The organism is Pirellulales bacterium (genome assembly GCA_019694455.1).
Classification (GTDB): Bacteria; Planctomycetota; Planctomycetia; order Pirellulales; family JAEUIK01; genus JAIBBY01.
In genome coordinates this window covers 1-16576 of the sequence record JAIBBY010000011.1, presented here as the reverse complement: position 1 = coordinate 16576, position 16576 = coordinate 1, and the positions used below count along the sequence as shown (strand labels likewise).

The following is a 16576-nucleotide window of genomic DNA, read 5'->3' as shown; positions in this document are numbered from 1 at the left end:
GGTCCGACGTATGATGGTTGTGTTGCGAAGTTTTGGAATCGAGCAGCGGCATGGGCGTACCTCAGGTAGTGATTGTTGGCCGGCCCAACGTCGGCAAATCCAGCATATTCAATTGGTTGGCCAACAAGCGCCTGGCGATTGTCGAAGATCGCCCCGGCGTGACCCGAGATCGATTGAGCCATTTGCTGGAAGTGGACGATCGCTACTTCGAGCTGGTCGACACTGGCGGCATGGGGATCAAGGACGAGGACAACCTGACCGCGCACATCGAGCGGCAGATCGATCAGGCGATCGACTCGGCCGATGTCATTTTGTTTGTCGTCGATGGCCGCGCGGGGCTGACCGCGCTCGATCAAGATGTTTCCAAGCGGCTGCGCTATGTCCACGCGCCGGTGATTCTGGTGGCCAACAAATCGGACGCCCCCAGTCTCGACGCGGGCGCGAACGATTTCTATCGGTTGGGGCGCGGCAAGCTGGTGCTGACTAGCGCCACGCAGAACCGGGGCCGCGAGGAGTTGTTGGAGCAGATCGCCGAACGGTTGCCCCCCGCGCACGAGACCGACACGGTGGCCGAACCGGTGATGAAAGTGGCGATTGTCGGGCGTCGCAACACCGGCAAGAGCACCTTCGTCAACACGCTGACCAAAGCGGAACGGATGATCGTTAGCGAGGTTCCGGGCACCACGCGCGACAGTGTCGATGTGCGCTTTGATTTGGACGGCAAGCCGTTCGTGGCGATCGACACGCCGGGCCTCAAACGGGCCCGCAGCATCGGCACGGATCTCGAATACTACAGCTTTCATCGGGCGCAGCGCAGCATTCGCCGAGCGGACGTGGTGCTGTTGTTTTTTGACGCCTCGCAGCGGATCAGCAAGGTCGACAAACAACTTTGTCATTACATCGATCAGCAGTACAAGCCGTGCGTGTTCGTGGTCAACAAGTGGGATCTGCTGGTCGATGCGATGCCCACCGAGAAGTGGGCGGTGTACTTGCGCGACACGTTTCGCACGATGCAATACGTGCCGATCGCGTTCATCACCGGCGAGACGGGCAAGAACGTGAAGGCGCTGGTGAACCACGCGCAGATGCTGTTCAAGCAGTCGCGGCAGCGTGTGCCGACGCCTGATCTGAACAAGTTGGTCAAGGCGGCGCTGGAACGCAATCCGCCGCCCTATCACCAAGGGTTGCAGCCCAAAATCTATTACGCGACGCAGGTGAGCGAGCAGCCACCGACGATAGTGCTGTTTTGCAACAGCCCGCGTTCGATCGCGCCTGATTATCAGCGCTACCTATTGGGAGTGTTTCGGGATCATCTGCCGTTTTCCGAAGTGCCCATCAAGCTGTATCTGCGCAAACGGGACAGCGGCCAGAAACCGCGGGCCGCGGAGGGGCCCGACGAGTCGGAAACGGCTAAATCGGACTGGCACGAAGAATAGCAGCGGCGTCCGCGTCGATCAGTCCGCGCCGGGTGCGTGCTGGCGAAACAGGGCGTCCATCTGGCGATCGAACTGGCCGCGCGAGAGCACCAGATCGCAACCAGCGGTCTGCGCGGCGGCGAGGCGGGCCTCATGCACGTGGGGCGCAAAAGCGATGACGATGGGGCGTGGCGTGAGTGCGGCCAGTTTCGCCATGACGACGGCAGGATCAAGTCCGCGCAAGGCGAGATCGAGGACCACCGCGCGCGGCGTCGATTCGGCGGCCTTGGCGAGGGCCGATTCAACACTGAGCGCGGTGACCAATGCGGCGCCGGCGCGCGTGGCGGCGGCCTGGCACTTGGACGTCATCATCAAATCGCCGGAGACCAGCAGGATCGACATACGGCGAGTTTACTGCGAAGCGGCGGTTTTTTGGAATGGCCGAAATAGAGTAGTGGCGCTTCGCACCCCTGATTGCATCGGCTAACATCAAGGCAGCTTACAATCGCACGGAGGCGCAACCGCAATGAGCGCAGACAAGTCGCTGGGCACGTTCGCCGAGTTCTTCGCTGGGATTGGCCTGGTGCGGCTGGCGCTGGAGCAATGCGGTTGGGTGGCCGCGTTCGCCAACGACATCGACGCCAAAAAGGCCGAAATCTACCGGCATAATTGGCCTGACGACCAACACCTTCTGCTAGGCGACATCCACCAGATCGATGTCGAGAGTCTCCCCTCTGTCGAACTGGCGACGGGTTCGTTTCCGTGCAACGACCTTTCCATCGCCGGCAAATGGGACGGGCTGGATGGGCAGGAATCGTCGGCGTTTTGGGGGTTGGTAAGTATTCTTGATCGACTGGACGAACGGCGGCCGCCGCTGGTGCTGCTCGAAAATGTCGTGGGCTTCTTGCAGCGCAATGGCGGGCGCGACCTGGAGACGGCGCTATTGGCGCTGAACGAACTGGATTACTCGGTCGACGTGATGCTCATCGACGCCGTGCGGTTCACGCCGCAGAGCCGCCCGCGGCTGTTCGTGGTCGCCAGCCAGGGACAGCGCCTCGATCGGCGCACGACGTCTTGCGAAAGCGATGTGCGGCCCAAGAAGCTGGCGCAGTTCATCCATCTCAACGACCATTTACGCTGGGACGTGCGCGAGCTGCCGGCATTGCCGCGCAGCGCCTTGCGCGTGGCCGACATTGTCGAAGACCTGCCGGACGACGATCCTCAGTGGTGGAACCGCGAGCGCGCGGAGTATTTCATGGGCCAACTCAGTCCGCGCCATGCGGAGCAGGCGGCGTCGATGATCGCCGGCCCACAGGTTAGCTACGCGACCGCGTTTCGACGCGTGCGACAGGGCCGAAGCATGGCGGAACTGCGGGTCGACGGCATCGCCGGTTGCCTGCGCACGCCGCGCGGTGGGAGCGGACGACAAATACTGTTCGCGGCGGGTCTCGGCGATTATCGGGTGCGCTTGCTCACGGCCCGCGAATGCGCCCGACTGCAGGGTGTGTCCGACGACTATGTGATCGACGTGCCGACGAATCAGGCGCTGTTTGGTTTTGGCGACGCGGTCTGTGTGCCGGTGATTCAGTGGATCGCCACGAACTACCTGGGGCCGTTGTTGCAAGAGCGCGGCGTCGCCGCGTTAACCGGGGCGGCGGGCGGCTGAACCGATGGCCGACAATATCACAAGCGCCGAGCGTTCGCGGGTGATGCGCTGCGTGCGTTCGGTCGACACGCGTCCGGAGCGGATGGTGCGTTCGATTGTGCATCGGTTGGGTTACCGATTTCGACTGCATGTTCGCGAGCTGCCGGGAACGCCCGACATGGTGCTCGCGCGGCTGCGCACGGTGATCGAAGTGCGCGGCTGTTTTTGGCATGGTCATGCCTGCGGCCAGTGTCGGATACCGGCGACGCGGCGCGGTTATTGGCTGGACAAGATCGAACGTAACCGGCGGCGCAACGCGCGCACGAGTCGGGCCTTGCGGCGGGCTGGCTGGTCGGTGCTGGTGGTGTGGGAATGCGAAACCCGCCAGCCGCAGCGATTAAGCGCGCGTCTGGCGCGGCTGTTGGCTCGATCATTGCCATGATGCTCTGTCGTTTAAGGCATACGGCTTATTGCGACAAGTCGTTGTACAGTTTCGAGGGTTGGCGACAGACAACGATGACGCCATTGCGCATCGCGAGAGCGATGTCTGCCGCGGGCCATACTTGGTCGCGTCTGAGTATTGTTTTGATCGAATTCGATAGCTGGCCTCGCGCTTGCCAAGCAACAGGGGTTGTTTGACACGGCGATCGATCTGAAGATGTGTGCATGGATGATCGACTGCCACAATTGCTTGCCGCGCGCTTGGAGCGGCCGCTGCCCGGCCGTGCGGCGCAGCGCGATTTCGAACCGGAGCTAAGCTACGGTCGCCATTACGCGCCGGCGCCGGCGGAGAGCCGAGCGGCCGCCGTCATTGCCCTCTTGTATCCCAGCGACGACGGCTGGCTGCTGCCGTTGATTGTGCGGCCGCAGACGATGACCGATCACGCGGGGCAGGTCAGTTTGCCCGGCGGCATGATCGATCCGGGTGAGTCTCCAGCCAGCGCCGCCTCACGAGAATTGGAGGAAGAGCTGGGCGTCGACCGGCATAGTGTGCGGATCGTGGGGCAGTTGTCGCCGATCTACCTGTTTGTGAGCAATTTCAGCGTGCAAGCGTGGGTTGGGTTCTTCGGCCAGCGACCGCGACTGACGCCCAACCCGCACGAAGTGGCCGAACTGCTCGAAACGCCACTAGCGCATCTGGTTGACAAAACGAACTATGGGCGACACGCTCGCGACTTCAATGGCCTGCAATTTGGTGTGCCGCACATTCGCTTCAAGACGCATTACGTCTGGGGCGCGACGGCCATGATCTTGGCCGAGTTGATTGCTTTGGTGCGCGAACTTGAGGACGCTGCAGTATGCTAGCTTATTTAGCGTCTGTGGATGGCGCGGCAAGTTCCGCGGTCAACTCTTCGGCAAGCACCTGAAATCCGGCGCGCACCAGAGGCATACGCTGTGCGCTTGATTGACTGCGCCGCGCGGCGGCGCGCACGCGAACCCGGTCGGCCAGGCGTGGGACGCGCACTGATAGTTCGCCGTTGTCGGCCAGCGCGCCGCGCAGCCGATCGAGCGCGTGATTCACTTGCGCGCGGGTGGCGGCGGCCATCTGCTGCCCGGTGGGTGAATTGAGGTTGTCCATCACCAATCCGGCGGCGCACACCAGATCGAGATCGATGCGTGGGCCTCGCGCGCACTGTGTTTCGGCGGGTTGCTGCTGCGCAAGGTCGATCAGCTTGGCGGTCAGGTCGCCGCTGGTGGCGACGATGAACCGCTCACCGACAACGCCAATGGCCGGCGTGAAGTTATAGCGCATCCGTTCGCCGGTGGCGCCCGCCTCGGGCGCTTGAAAGCGCGAACTGGCGAAGAACGCCTCGCCGCGTTTGCCGCTGGTCATCAAGATTCTTGGAGTTTTCTCTTTGTCAGCCTTTTCATTGATGCCGCGAATCAGCCCCCAGTAGGTCGCCAGCAGCATCGATTTCGAGCGCCGCTGATCGCGCGGTTCAAAGATGATTGCAATGCCGGGCAACACGGGATCGGGACGAGTTTGCAAAGCGCTCAGATCTTGACGAGCAACGACGACTTGAATCTGCGGCTCAAGCTGCTCCACCAGCGGAGCGGCCGCCGCCAACAGGGGAAGCAGTTCGGCCAACTCCGGCGTTTGCCGTCGCAAAAGCACCAGCGCGTCGGGATCTTTGAAGCGGCGTTCCAGAATATCGATGCCTTCCGGCGTCAGATGTCCGCACATCGAGGCGATCGTTCCGGTCGGCATCAGCGGGCGCGGAACTGGATGCTCGTCGCACAATAGCGCCATGAAGCGAATGAAATCAACTATCCGCTCGAGGTGGGTTGATCCTTGTGGATCAGCGGCCGGAGCGTCGTGAGGAGCGGGTAATGCCTTTTTGGGCGCCGGCGCTGGTAGTTCCTCGGGCGCCGCTTTGATGGCCAACGGCATCGCCAGTAAGCTCAGCGCTATACCGATGGCTACCAACGCGCGAAACGCAAAATGGGTTGTGGGCAAGCTCTGGCCCATGCGCCGGCCTCCTCGTTATGATTCCCGGGTGCGCCACGTCGGTCGCCGTCGCGCACGCTTCGTGGAGCTACGGCTCTATTGTGAGCAGGACGCGCCAATCACACAACAGATACTCCGGTTTCCACGCCGATCTGACAGCCCCATGACCCATCGCGCACCGAAATCAAAGCCCAAAGCGGTGGTATTCGACCTCGATGGGCTGATGTTCAATACAGAGGAGCTTTACCAATTTGTCGGCGGCGAAGTGCTGCGTCGGCGCGGACACGAGTTCTCGGCGGACCTGCTGGACGCCATGATGGGGCGGCCGGGCGCTGTGAGCCTGCAAATCATGATCGACTGGCATCAACTCGACGACACCGTGGAACAATTGGCCACGGAGTCGGACGAGGTTTTCGCCACGATCTTGGACGAGCGGCTGGAGACGATGCCCGGCTTGTTGGAGTTGTTGTCCGCACTCGAGAGCGCGACAATTCCGAAGGCGATTGCAACCAGCAGCGGGCGCGCCTTTGTCACCGATGTGCTATCGCGATTCGAGCTGGCGCCGCGATTCGCGTTTATTCTCACCGCCGAGGATGTAGTTCAAGGCAAGCCGAACCCCGAGATCTATCTGACCGCCGCCCAGCGATTTGAGATCGAGCCGGGCGAAATGCTGGTGCTCGAAGACAGCCAGAACGGATGCCGGGCCGCGGCGGCCGCGGGCGCGTATACTGTCGCCGTGCCCAGCGGACACAGCTTGCGCCACGATTTCAGTTGCGTGTCGCTGCGAGTCGATAGCTTGGCGGACTGGCGATTGTACGAAGTACTTGGTCTGCCCGGCGCCTGAAAGGGCGTCAGGCCGCGCGAGCGGCGGCCAGCGTGTGGCTGCCGGCGCGTAGTTCGTCGAGATAGCCGTTGGTTGACTGCGCGGCGAAGCATTCCAATCCTTCGCGCAATAGTGGCATTGCTCGCCCAAGTTCGCGCCGCGCACGGCGTGTGTTGAGCGATGTTTCGGCGACAGGCCGCGCGACAGCAACAGTACACTCGGACGCTGTAGTCGAGCGAAAAGGTTCTACGCCAAGCGCGGCGGCCAGTTCGGCGCCAAAGCGATGCGGATTTGTCCGCTCCGCCCCCGTGATATGGTAGAGGCCGGTGAGTCGCGGTCTCACGGCGCCGAGCAGTAATTCGGCCAGATCGGAGGCCAAGATCGGCGTTGCGTAGCGTTGTCCATCCAGTTCCGGGTCGGCGCCGGCAGTCAGTTTGAGCGCCAGCGATTCGGCCCAGCAGGGTTCCTCTTCGGTGGCCGACCAGCCAAAGGCGTGCGTGCGGACCACCAACACCGGCAATCCTCGCAGCGATTCCTCCGACCTGCGGACGGCCTGCGCAAACGGCGTCGCCGCTGCCGCGGGCCATGTTTCTTCATGGAATAGACGTGGCCCAGCGAACACCGCATCGCTACTAAGTAGCGCAAACTGGCTCCCCCGCGAGATCGTGGCTTCGGCGGCCTGACGAATTGGATCGGCCGCGGCTCCGGTTATCTGGCGTTCAGCGGGCACGTCCCAGGCCGAGCGAGCGGCCGCGCCGGCGTACACCACCCAGTCGGGGCGATGTGATTCGATCGCCGCGACGACTGCGGACGGCTGACGAAGGTCGCAAGGTTCGGTGGAAGTGCCGGCCGGTTCTACCTCGAACTGGTCCCAAAGGCCAACGCAGTCCATCTGTTTGCCGCAGACCAACGCCAAGTTGGCGCCGAGCATGGTATCGACGCCGATGACCAGAACCTTCGTCATGGTGGCCTCCCTGCCAGCCGGATAGGTGAGTTTTTGGGCGGGCCAACAGTGTAATGACAGCAGCTTATTGGTCCAAGACGACTTGGCGCCAGCATGCCATGTCTTGACCTGTGACAAAATACGCCAGTAGACTTCCGCGCGCTTTCGCACGGATTGGCTTGCGATCATTATCGCAGGCAGCGCCCACTTTCCGCGGGCAAACGGACTTGAGGTGATTCATGGACGGAACCATTGCCGTGATCGAAGCCCGAGCTAGTGAGGTGTGTCGGCGCAAGCTGGAGCGTCGCTTGGGAGGAAAGTCGCTGTTGGAGTGGGTCGTGCGTCGGCTGGGAGAATCCGCGCGGCTCGAAAAAGTGGTGGTGGCGCTCGACGACGAATTTGACGCGGGGCAGATCGCGGAACTGGTTCCGCGCGGCGTGCCGGTGTTTCGCCATCGCGGAGACTGGCTGGCGCGCTACGCCGCCTTGGCGCATGCGCATCCGTGTCAGGCGTTGGTGCGCGTGGCGGCCGTCCATCCTTTGATCGACGCCACTTTGATCGATCGGCTGATCGCCGCCGCCGACGCGCATCCGAGTTGCGATTACATCAGCTATCGTTCCGGTCAGTCGCGCGCCGTGATCCTATCAGCCTTGGGCATGTTCGCCGAGTGGTGCCGCGCGTCGGCCCTGCTGCGCGCGGATCAACAGGCTGCGCATGCCGCCGATCGTCAGCAGGCGACGCGGTACTTGTATGCGCATCCCGAGCATTTTTCGACGCGTTTGCTGACGGCTCCGGCGCCGCTCGATCGCGCTGATTTGCGGTTGACGGTCGAGCACGACGAGGATTGGGACCATCTGGAGACGATCTTCGAGGCGCTGGGCTTTGACCGGCTGGATTGGCAGCAAATTACCGACTTTCTCGATCACCAGCCACGCATGCGGGCTCGCATGGCCGACCTCAATCTGCGCCATCTTGGAGCGGCGTAGTACGCGAGCAACCGACGCAATGCGGCCTGTGGAAAGGATTCCCATGCCGATGCAGGAAGGAGAATCGCGACGGGCGACAGCCCAACGCGTGGTGGCGCCCGACGCCAACGAACGCTCGCGGGGAGCGCGGGGCGCCGCATCGCCGTTGGCGGTCAGCGCGCTGCTGATGGAAATGTCTGGCGTCTTGCACGACGCCACGGTCTGGTGGCGCTGGATGGCCGCATTGATTCAGCGGCTTCATGGCGATCTGACGCCGGCGACGCTGCAGCGCGAATGGATCACAGGCTACTTGAACGCAGTGCGCTGTGGACAGCGCGAGTTTAGCGAAGCGCTGGAATCATTTCTTTGGGCGCAAGGCCTGTCGCGGGGCGAGATCGACGAGGCGCTGGCGGCCGGGCTGTCGCGTCGTCGCGATCTGGAGTTTGAAGTATTGCCGTTTCCGGGAGTGAAGAAGACGCTCGCGCGCTTGCGGCAACGGGGACTGCGCATGGGCATCGTCACCGACGCGGCGCATACGAGCGAAGAGTTGTCGCAACGCATTGAGAGACTTGGACTCGCCGGCATGTTCGAGACGGTGGTCTCGTCGGTTGAGCTCGGCTGCATCAAGCCCTCCGCGCCGGGCTATCGACACGCTGTCGGTCAACTCAACCTGTCCGCGGCGGAAGTCGCATTCTTGTCGACATCCGACCGCGACCTGGAGGGCGCGGCCGCCATCGGGCTGCGCACGATCGGGCTTGGCGGAGCAGTGTTGCGCGGCGATGCGAAGATTGGCAGCATTGAAGAATTGATGGCGACGCTTGAACAACGTGAATTGGCCAGCGTCTAAATCCTGGCAAGGGGTGCAGAACACGTGTCGAGCATAACGATCGAGACCAGCGCCGTTTCGCCCGTCGCCGGCTGGCGTCGCTTTCTTGCCGACAGTCTGTTGGTGGGGGCGGCGACCTTGGTATGCCAAGCGCTGGGCGTCTGTACCAGCATCCTATTTCGATTGCTGCTCGATCCGGCGCAGATGGGGGTGTGGCAAGCGCTCAAGATGGCGCTGGGTTACGCCAACTACGCCAACCTGGGCGTCAGCAAAGGGGCAGCGCGAGAGGTGGCCATTGCTCGGGGACGTGGCGACCATGTCGCCGCCGCGGCGTGCGCCAATCTGGCGTTCACCGCAAATACCGTGAGCAGTGCTGTTTATGGATTGGCACTTTTGGCCTTGGCCACGGTGATTCTCATCCAAGATGCCGGACCCTCGGCGCGAGCATGGTCGATGGGGCTTGCGGCGATGTCGATCTTGGTCGTCTTGCAGCGACACGTTTCGTTTCAAGTGACGCTATTGCGCGCCAGGCGATCGTTCGGCGTCACATCGCTGGTCAACTTATCGGAAGCAACATTGACACTCTGCGCCGGCGCGCTCTTGGTTTGGTGGTGGGGGCTGTTGGGCCTGTATCTGGCGACAGCCCTCACGTTGTTGGCCTCGCTGGCGTTGGTGGAGCACAACTCGCCGCGACTCGCCTGGTCGTGGGACCGCGCCGAATTGCGGCGATTGCTGCGGATCGGGGCGCCCATGTTATTAGTTGGCTTGGCGACGACGTTAGCGTTCTCCATGGATCGCTGGGTCATTCTGACTTGCTCCACACGGCGCGAGTTTGACCTGGGGTGCTATTCCCTGGCTCTGTTAGGGACAGCGCAATTGAACGGAATGGCGAGCTTGTTTTCGATCGTTGCGGGACCGCAGTACGCGGAACTGTTCGGCCATTCGCAAGACACGCGGTCGGTGGCGCGCTTCGCCGCGCGGGTCAGCGAAGTTGTCGCCGCCGCGATGAGCATTGTAGGGCTGGCCGCAATCGTTCTGGCGCCCTGGCTGCTGGGCAGCATCCTGCCGGACTATCGCGCGGGACTAGCGCCGCTTGCGGCGCGTGTGCCCGGCGCCGTGGCGATGGCGCTGGCGGCCACAGCGAATCAGCACTTGTTGGTCGTCGATCGCGCGTGGAAGGCGCTCGCCGCGCTGATGCCCGGCATGCTAATCTCTGGAATCGGTGGTTGGTGGGCCATATCCCACGGACAGGGGCTGATCGGCGTGGCCTGGGCAATGACCGCCAGCGAGATCGTTTATTTGATCATTGCGAGCCATCTGGCGTTTGGCGGCGAACTACGGTTGCGCGAGCGGGCCCGTCACTGGGGCATCGCCCTTTCGGCGGTGGGCGGTCTGGCGATCGTCGCCATGCGGCAGGGCGCCGATCACGACATGGCCGCTTGGGGAGGCGTCGTTTTTGTTCTGACCTCGTCTCCCATACTGCTTTGCGTCTGGCAAGGAGCAAAATCAAGGAATCGTCGATGCGCCGACTCGAATTGAGCGAACTAGAAGCACGCTGTCAAAAGCTGGGCCATCGAGAGTTGGGCACCTGGATGGCGCGAACGGTTGGTCGACCGATGGCGCTGCGCGTGACGCAGACCATCGCCCCTTGGGGCATCTCGGCCAATGCGGTCACGCTTTGGGCCTGGGCGCTGGCGGTGGCGGCCGCCGGCAGTTTTGCGATTGGCGCCACCTGGTCGTGGATCATTGGTAGCGTGCTGTGGCAATTGTGGTACTTGCTCGATCATGTCGATGGCCAGCTTGCCCGGCTGCGGCGCACGGAATCGTTGGATGGGGTGGCGCTCGATTACCTCATGCACCATACACTGCACTTGCTTATGCCACTGGGATTGTGCGGTGGCATCGCGGCGTGCCGCTTGGAGCCGCTGTGGGTTTATGTCGGCGTGGCGTGGAGCTTGGCGCTGCTCCTACTGCACTTGCAAGCCGACGTGCGGTATAAGGCGTTTATCCAGCGACTCAAGCGCGTGGAGGGACAACTGCTAGTCACCGGCGGGGCAGGGGGGAGGCCCTCGGCGGAGAGTCTGCCCAGCGGCGCTGTTCGCCGCGTTCGCTGGCTTGCCGCCAAGTTGTGCGAAACACACGTGCAGATGAATCTAATTGCCGTCACTTCGCTGGCGGAATTAGTCGTAGGTGATGGAGGCCTAATGCTAGCGCGCGTTGTGGTGTTGATCCTTGCGGGAACTGCTAGCATGCGCGCGGCGGTGGCGCTCTATCGGATGCTCGGTCGCCAGCAAGCGGAGCGCGAGTACAGCGCCTGGTATCGGCCGCCCGCAAATTCGGTGGTCGTGTATCAAGAGGGGTGGTGGCGCGTTCACAACATGCCAGGCCCGCACTTCGACGTGGGCGCATCGGCATCGTCTTGACCCACCTCGGCCATCGTCCTATCGTAGGCCGCCCGTTGGGCAAAGGCATGCCTGATTTGCGCAGCATGCCAGCGCAAGCAGACTCAGGGATCGAGCGGCGCGCATGTCGGTGCCATTGTTGGTTTTGAACTACAACGGTCGAGCGTTGCTCGCGGAGTGTTTGCCCTCGCTGGTAGCCGCCGCGCGCCGAGCGAGATGCGGCGCCCGCGTGGTGGTGATCGACAACAGCTCTACGGACGATTCGCGCGCGTTTTTGGCGAAGCAACATCCCGCGGTGGAAGTGATCGATCGCCCAAATTTTGGTTTAACCAGCTACAACAGCGTGCTCGCGGAGATCGAATGCGACGTCGCGCTGTTGCTTAATAACGATGTGAAGCTCGACGACGACGCCATCGATCGCCTGGTCGCGCCGCTACAAGCGGGTTCTGGGCGCGCTGCGTGCTTCATGACGGCGCCACAATGCCGTCGATTTGACGGAGTCACCTACGAGGGGCTCAAGACCGCCGTACGGTGGCGTCTGGGTTTGGTGCAGGCCTCCTGTTTTTATCCAGGGCACATGGTTGCCTCGGATCGCCCCGCCTGCACGGCCTGCGCCGGCCCTGTGATGGCGGTTCGCCGACAAGCCTTCCTCAAGCTGGGGGGATTCGATCCCTTGTTTCTGCCCGGGCGCCTGGAGGACCTCGATCTGGTGTATCGCGCGTTTCGCGCCGGCTGGCACGCGCGGTACGTGCCGGGCGCGGTGGCGTATCACGCCGGGGGGGCCACGTTTCATCACGTGTATGGCGCCGCGGGGTCGGATCAACTGGCGCTGCGCAACACGCTGTTGTTCCAATGGAAAAACCTGCGACATCCGGCGCACTGGTTGCGGGAGGCCACGGGCATCAGCGCGCGATTGTTGGCCGAGCCGCTACGAGCGATCGCGGCGCCGCGCGACGAGCGCTGGCGATTCACGCGGGCTGTCTGGTTGGCCTGGCGACGCTGGCAACAGATGGGGCACGTCAGCCGGCGCACCGATTCGCTGGCAACCTTGCGCCGCGAGCGCGACTATTTTCGCCGCTTTCATCCCACGCGGATCGACCGGAGCGACTCGACGGACGAGGAGCCGCAATCGTCTCTTGGCGCGATAGGGCAGTCGTCACGCAGCGCGTCGCACGCTTCGGAGCTCGCCGCAGCGAGATAACGCGATGAGCAGTGCGTCACTCCCTCATACCGTCGTCAGCCACGAACGGAACCGCGCCAAGAACTACCCAATTGCCCGCTGGTATCTGCGGCCATTGGCGGAGGTTGTGGCCGAGTATCTGGCGGGCACCAGCGCGCGGCCCATTTACTTCACTCTCGCAGGTCTGGGCTGCGCGATGGTGGCGGCAACATGGATTGTGGCGCTGCCGGCGCATTGTTCGCTGGCTAGTTGTCTGGTGCTGGCTGCCTGGTTTTGCGATCGCACCGATGGACTTTTGGCGCGTCGACAGGCGTCGTCTACCCCGTTGGGTGGTTGGCTCGACGCGAACATCGACGAGCTGGCCGACCTGGGTCTGCACATCGCCATGGCGCTTGCGGCCCATTCGATCAGCGGATCTTCGCTGCCGATCGTAGCGATCGTCGCTTTCTTGGGAGGCAAATACCTGTTGATGTACGGACTTGGTTCGGAGCCAATCTCCATGGCAGAAACTCAGCCGGTCACTGGAACATCAAGTGAATCGTGGTTGCGCGGGCTCTATCATCTGCCGGCCAACGCCGATGTGCGCATTCATCTCTGTGCCCTGGCGATCCTGACCGGACAGTTCACGCTGGAGCTGGCGGTGGTTGCCGCATACTACAACTTGCGTTGGCTTGCTCGATACGCGCTGGTGTATCGCCGCTGGCAAGGAGTCTTGGCATGAGCAGGCCGCGGCCCACGATTTCGGCCACAATCATCACGCTTAACGAAGCGGAGAATCTGCCGCGACTGTTGGCGCGGCTGGGTTGGGTTGATCAAGTCGTTGTAGTCGATGGCGGCTCGACCGACGGCACAGTCGAGCTGGCTCAAGCGGCCGGCGCGTTGGTACATCAACATCCCTTTGACAATTTTGCCGCGCAGCGCAATCGAGCGCTGCGCTTGGCGACTAGCGAATGGACATTGGCCATCGATGCCGATGAGTTGCTCACGCCGGCGCTGATCGAGGAGATTCAATCGACGATTGCGCGAGCGGAGCGCGAAGCTTACCGATTGCCGATTCGCAGTCGCATCTTCGGCGCGCAGTTTCGCTATAGCGGCACGCAAGACGACACCCCGATTCGCCTGGTTCGCGCCGGGGCCGGAAGCTGGCGCGGCGAAGTTCACGAGCGGCTAATCGTCACGGGGAAGGTGGGACGATTGAGCGCGGCGCTCGAGCACGAGACGATTCCTGATTTGGCGACGTTTCGTCGCAAAATGCGTCATTACACGCGACTTGAGGCGCTAGCTCGCGTGGCCCAGGGAGCGGCGCCGCGCTGGCGCGACCTGTTTTGGAACCCGCCGCGCGAGCTGGCTCGCCGCCTGCTGTGGAAGCGGGGCCTGCTGGATGGTCCGCCGGGCTGGGCGTTTTGCGCCTTGAGTGGCTGGTCGGAATGGAATCTGGCGAAGACGCATCGCGCCCTTTGGCGTGAGCGGCAGCACGGTAGTTGGGTACGGCCGCTTAAGCAATCAACCATCGGTCCCCTGGGCATCTAAGCGTCTCGACGCGGCACGATGCCGTGACGTCACAATCAAAAAGCTCACGGAAGAGCATGCTCGCACCAGCGCCCCCCTTACTACCGCTAGTCCTCGATCGGGTCCCGCCCGGACTGCGCTTGGCGCTTGGCCAAGAAGGTGTGCCGTTTGTCGAACGACGCGCGGGCAGAATCGACGGCCGGTTTGTGCTGTTCGACTCACGCGGCCCGGCGCCGCAAGGCCTGGTAACGGGTCAGCAGGCGATTGATGTCGATGGTTGTCGCGACGGCTGGCGCGGTGACCCGCTGGAGGATTTGCTCGATGAGCGCAGCGGGAGGCTAGGCTGGCGCATCGGCGGATTTCAGGTGAGCGAGGAGGTCGCTCGCGTCGACAAACGGGCGACGCGGCGACACGTCATGGAGCGACTGCGGGCGATGTTGGAGCGGCGCGGAGGGGTGTGGTTTCGCATAGGCGCGTATCCCTTCCCATACCAAAGCGCCTTCAATTTTCGCTTTGATCACGATGAGTTCGACGCGGGCGACTTCGACGCCGTGCTAGGCGCCATTGCGGGCTACGAGCAGGCGACGAGTCACTATGTGTGCGCTTCGACTCACGAATCGCAAACCGAGGCGCTGGCCCGATTGCGCGGCTTGGACGTCGGGTCGCACGGCTACCTGCACCACACTTATCAAGACAGTGAAGAGAATTCTCGCAACATCCGCCGCGGCATCGAAACCTTGCGGCGGCGCGGCATCGAACCGAGCGGGTTCGTGGCGCCTCATGGACGCTTCAATTTGGCGCTCTTGTCGGCGATGGAGTCGCTGGCCATTACGCATAGCTCGGAGTTTGGACTGGCCCACGACGAGTTGCCGTTCTTTCCGGTCGGCAGCAACGTGCTGCAGATTCCGATCCATCCGATTTGCCTGGGCATCTTTCTCGAAGCGCTGGCGAATCGCAATCGCGATGCGCGGGCGGTGGCCGACGATTCGCAGGTCGCCAGGTCCAAGGCGCGGCTCTGGTTCGACCAGGTGGCGGGAGGCGATTCCACGATTCGCAGGCTGAGCCTGCTCGAAGCGCAGCACGGCGTGTTGACGCGAGACCAAGAGCAGACGGTCGGCGATGCCGCGATTGAGTCCGCGGTTGACGCACTTTGTGTTCATTTTGCCGCGCTGGTCAGAGCCAAGTACCACGCCGGTGAGCCCATCTTTTTGTATGGGCATCCCAATGGCCGCGTTGGGCGGCATCCGCGCGTGCTGACCGCAGCGCTGGAGGCTGTCGGCAACTTGTCTGCCGTGTGGCTTACCAATATGACCGAGTTCGATCGCTGGTGGCGCAGTCGCGCGAGCGTCAGGGCGCGCGTAGTTGCTGCCGATGGCGGGTATTGCGTGTTGGTCGATCACCGCCCGCGCGGTTATCGCATCGCGGGCGAATACTGGCGCGGCGAGCATGTGGCCACGGTGCCGCTCGATGAGTCGATGGTGGCGCTAGCGCCCGAATCGCTGGCATTTCAGGCGCGGCGCGCGCCCGCGCCTCAGCAGGTGTTTCGCATCGATCCGCCGCAAGGGCTTCGCAGTGCCGTGCGCAACTACCTGGATTGGGAAAAAGTGACGCCGGTGGAGGAGATTGGCGTCACCACCTGGCGCGGCTGGATGAAACGCACCCTCCGGCGCATCAAGGACTGAACTGAATCCTATCGCCACAGGCCAGAACCAAGTCGTTGACAGCACAAAACCATCTCACACGAAACCAATCGATGTCGATAGCAGCGATCACTTCCAGAAACTCACGCGGCCGAAAGCGGATGGCGATGAACGCGCTGCGCGAGATGTTAAGCGATAGTCGAACGGCGCGAAGCGCGCCGCGTGTGCGGCTGGCAGGACCGACCGCTGCGCTGGCCGCGCCGGGCGGTGGCGAAGTGCAAATGCGCTCGCTGGCCGACGCGCTCGCGACACAAGGAATTGACGCGCGTCCGTGGCGCCCTTGGGAAGAAGGATTTGACGGATTCGATTGCCTGCATTTGTTTGGCAGTTTGCCGGAGCATTTGCCCACGGTGCTGGCGGCGAAGCAGCGCGGCCTGGCGGTGGTGTTGTCGCCCATCGTGTGGTTCGACATGGTCAGTCGTTGGCGCGAGCGCGCGTCGTTGCTTACACGCGTGCGCGGCGCGGCCGGCATGCTGGCGCGGCGCTCAGTTCCCAGACTGCCAGACTGGCGGCGGCGGCTGTACCTGGCGGTCGATCGGTTGTTGCCCAATTCGATGGCGGAGGCAGCGCAGATCGAGCGCCATGTGGGAATCGATTGCCAGCGGCAAACTGTCGTGCCGAATGCGGCCGATCCAAATTTCGCCGAGGCCGACGCGCAATTATTTGAGCGCGAGTACGGCCTGCGCGACTTCATTTTGTACGTGGGTCGCATCGAGCCG

The 16576-nt window shown here is 63.0% G+C and carries 17 protein-coding genes; 14 read left to right on the top strand and 3 right to left on the bottom strand.

Features of this window, described 5'->3' with window-relative positions:
* Positions 1–50 precede the first annotated feature (50 nt).
* The gene (gene der, locus K1X71_06495; GenBank protein ID MBX7072781.1) at positions 51–1436 is read left to right on the top strand and encodes a ribosome biogenesis GTPase Der; all 1386 of its coding nucleotides are present in this window, start codon (positions 51–53) and stop codon (positions 1434–1436) included.
* An 18-nt stretch (positions 1437–1454) separates the two neighbouring features.
* Here der and K1X71_06490 read toward each other — a convergent pair whose 3' ends face one another.
* Complete coding sequence (locus tag K1X71_06490; GenBank protein MBX7072780.1) at positions 1455–1817, bottom strand: hypothetical protein; 363 nt, start codon at positions 1815–1817, stop codon at positions 1455–1457.
* 124 nt (positions 1818–1941) lie between these two features.
* On the opposite strand from K1X71_06490, the gene dcm reads away from it, so the two are divergent.
* From dcm to K1X71_06475, 3 genes are all read left to right on the top strand, one after another.
* Positions 1942–3081, top strand: a complete 1140-nt coding sequence (gene dcm / locus K1X71_06485) for a DNA (cytosine-5-)-methyltransferase (protein MBX7072779.1) — start codon at positions 1942–1944, stop codon at positions 3079–3081.
* A gap of 4 nt (positions 3082–3085) precedes the next feature.
* Positions 3086–3502 carry a DNA mismatch endonuclease Vsr gene (vsr, locus tag K1X71_06480; protein MBX7072778.1) on the top strand — a complete coding sequence of 139 codons (417 nt, stop codon included), beginning with the start codon at positions 3086–3088 and terminating at the stop codon, positions 3500–3502.
* 224 nt (positions 3503–3726) lie between these two features.
* Positions 3727–4365 carry a CoA pyrophosphatase gene (locus K1X71_06475; protein ID MBX7072777.1) on the top strand — a complete coding sequence of 213 codons (639 nt, stop codon included), beginning with the start codon at positions 3727–3729 and terminating at the stop codon, positions 4363–4365.
* A gap of 1 nt (position 4366) precedes the next feature.
* On the opposite strand, the gene K1X71_06470 is transcribed toward K1X71_06475, so the two are convergent.
* Positions 4367–5530, bottom strand: a complete 1164-nt coding sequence (locus tag K1X71_06470) for a hypothetical protein (protein ID MBX7072776.1) — start codon at positions 5528–5530, stop codon at positions 4367–4369.
* A gap of 142 nt (positions 5531–5672) precedes the next feature.
* Between K1X71_06470 and K1X71_06465 the strand changes: the two genes are divergently transcribed.
* Positions 5673–6353, top strand: a complete 681-nt coding sequence (locus K1X71_06465) for an HAD family phosphatase (protein MBX7072775.1) — start codon at positions 5673–5675, stop codon at positions 6351–6353.
* A 7-nt stretch (positions 6354–6360) separates the two neighbouring features.
* Here the strand turns inward: K1X71_06465 and K1X71_06460 are convergent, their stop codons facing one another.
* The gene (locus tag K1X71_06460) at positions 6361–7296 is read right to left on the bottom strand and encodes a sugar nucleotide-binding protein (protein ID MBX7072774.1); all 936 of its coding nucleotides are present in this window, start codon (positions 7294–7296) and stop codon (positions 6361–6363) included.
* Between the two features lie 218 nt (positions 7297–7514).
* On the opposite strand from K1X71_06460, the gene K1X71_06455 reads away from it, so the two are divergent.
* The 9 genes from K1X71_06455 to K1X71_06415 form a co-directional block, all read left to right on the top strand.
* The gene (locus K1X71_06455; protein MBX7072773.1) at positions 7515–8261 is read left to right on the top strand and encodes an NTP transferase domain-containing protein; all 747 of its coding nucleotides are present in this window, start codon (positions 7515–7517) and stop codon (positions 8259–8261) included.
* A 43-nt stretch (positions 8262–8304) separates the two neighbouring features.
* The gene (locus K1X71_06450; protein ID MBX7072772.1) at positions 8305–9087 is read left to right on the top strand and encodes an HAD family hydrolase; all 783 of its coding nucleotides are present in this window, start codon (positions 8305–8307) and stop codon (positions 9085–9087) included.
* A gap of 24 nt (positions 9088–9111) precedes the next feature.
* Positions 9112–10605: a lipopolysaccharide biosynthesis protein gene (locus K1X71_06445; GenBank protein MBX7072771.1), complete on the top strand. Its 1494-nt coding sequence runs from the start codon at positions 9112–9114 to the stop codon at positions 10603–10605.
* A complete protein-coding gene (locus tag K1X71_06440; protein ID MBX7072770.1) occupies positions 10587–11489 on the top strand; it encodes a hypothetical protein in 903 nt (300 codons plus the stop codon). The genes K1X71_06445 and K1X71_06440 overlap by 19 nt, the downstream gene beginning before the upstream one ends.
* Positions 11490–11592: 103 nt before the next feature.
* The gene (locus tag K1X71_06435) at positions 11593–12669 is read left to right on the top strand and encodes a glycosyltransferase family 2 protein (GenBank protein MBX7072769.1); all 1077 of its coding nucleotides are present in this window, start codon (positions 11593–11595) and stop codon (positions 12667–12669) included.
* 4 nt (positions 12670–12673) lie between these two features.
* On the top strand, positions 12674–13369 hold the full coding sequence (locus tag K1X71_06430) for a CDP-alcohol phosphatidyltransferase family protein (protein MBX7072768.1): 696 nt from the start codon (positions 12674–12676) through the stop codon (positions 13367–13369).
* Positions 13366–14178, top strand: coding sequence for a glycosyltransferase family 2 protein (locus K1X71_06425; GenBank protein MBX7072767.1), 813 nt, complete (start codon positions 13366–13368; stop codon positions 14176–14178). The genes K1X71_06430 and K1X71_06425 overlap by 4 nt, the downstream gene beginning before the upstream one ends.
* A gap of 56 nt (positions 14179–14234) precedes the next feature.
* On the top strand, positions 14235–15839 hold the full coding sequence (locus tag K1X71_06420; protein MBX7072766.1) for a hypothetical protein: 1605 nt from the start codon (positions 14235–14237) through the stop codon (positions 15837–15839).
* A 125-nt stretch (positions 15840–15964) separates the two neighbouring features.
* A partial coding sequence (locus tag K1X71_06415; GenBank protein MBX7072765.1) for a hypothetical protein occupies positions 15965–16576 on the top strand: 612 nt, incomplete at its 3' end.